Origin of the sequence: Microbacterium sp. HMWF026 (assembly GCF_003061325.1) — a bacterium.
GTDB lineage: Bacteria > Actinomycetota > Actinomycetes > Actinomycetales > Microbacteriaceae > Microbacterium > Microbacterium testaceum_E.
Map to the genome: position 1 here is coordinate 3,280 of NZ_QAJB01000411.1, position 1,485 is coordinate 4,764.

General features: G+C 73.5%; 1 protein-coding gene. It reads left to right on the plus strand.

Going from position 1 to position 1,485, the window contains the following annotated elements; genetic code table 11:
* A partial coding sequence (locus tag DBR36_RS15060) for a DUF3488 and transglutaminase-like domain-containing protein (protein WP_181373628.1) occupies positions 1-1,485 on the plus strand: 1,485 nt, incomplete at both ends.

The following is a 1,485-nucleotide window of genomic DNA, read 5'->3' on the forward strand; positions in this document are numbered from 1 at the left end:
GGTCATCCCCACCCCGGGCACCTTCGCCACCGTGCCGCGCCTTCTCGACGGGGCGGCCGAGGAGATCAGGGTGGGCGTCGCACCCGTGGTCCCCGAGACGGGACTGGCGTTCCTGCTCGTCGCCGCGATCGGGGGCCTGGCGATCGTCCTCGATCACGTCGTCCTGACGGCGCGGATGCCGCTGCTCGCGGGAGTCGGCCTGGTTGCCGTCTCACTGATCCCGACGATCGCGATCCCCTCGGACGTCGACGTCGTGGCCTTCGTCCTGCTCGCCGCCGCCCTGCTGTTCCTCCTGCGGGTCGACACCCGCGCGCGCACCGCCACCGAGACGCGGGCGCGCTCCCCGCACCTGTTCGGAGTGTCCGCGACCGCGCTGGGGGTCGCCGCGGTCGCGGTGATCGTCGCGATCGTCGCCACTCCGCTCCTGCCTCAGCCCGGCCTGCGCTTCGCCACGGGCGGCACCGGCGGCGTCGGCACCACCATCAATCCCAACCTCGAGCTCGGCAACGACCTGCGCCAGCCACGCGAGGTCGACGTGCTGACCGTCCGCACCACGGCCCCCACCGCGCCGTACCTGCGCGCCGTCACCCTGTCGACCTTCGACGGCACGGTGTGGCAGCCCGACAGCTCCGACACGGTGCCCGTGCCCACGGACGGCCCCGTCTTCGACGCCCCGGCGGTCGACGGCGACATCACCCTGGCCGACTGGACCACCACCGTGACCGTCGACCAGCTCGACAGCCCGTGGCTGCCCGTCCCCTACCCCGCGTCGACCGTCTCGGGACTCACCGGGGATTGGCTCGGGATGCCGCAGAACCGCACCGTCGTCACCCGCGCCGGGTCCACGCGCGACCAGGTCTACGAGGTGCAGGCGAACGTCCCCCGCCCGACGCTCGAGCAGATCCGCGCGCGCTCGACCGGGGGCTCCGGTGTCGACGCGAGCCTGAGCGCGCTGCCCGCCGACGTCCCCGCCGTGATCGGCGACACCGCCCGCGAGGTGACCGCGGGCGCGCAGAACCCGTACGACCAGCTGATCGCGCTGCAGTCGTGGTTCCGCGGCAGCTCGTTCCGCTACTCGCTCGATGCCCCCGTCGACGCCGGTTTCGACGGCGCCGGTCTCGACGCCGTCGCCGACTTCCTGCAGGTCAAGGCGGGGTACTGCGTGCACTACGCCTCGGCGTTCGCCGTCATGGCGCGGACCCTCGGCATCCCCTCCCGCATCGTCATCGGCTACCTGCCGGGGACGGCGTCGAGCATCCCGCAGCAGGGCGGCACCGAGTACACGGTGTCGTCGAGTCAGCTGCACGCCTGGCCCGAGACGTACTTCGAGGGCATCGGCTGGGTGCCGTTCGAGCCGACCAACAGCCTCGGCGTGCCCACGAACTTCGCCTCCGGGACGACCGGCGGGGGCACGACGGCGCCGACCACTCCCGAAGAGGATGCCGCCGCCCCCGACGCCGCCCCCTCGGCCGCGCCCTCGCAGGC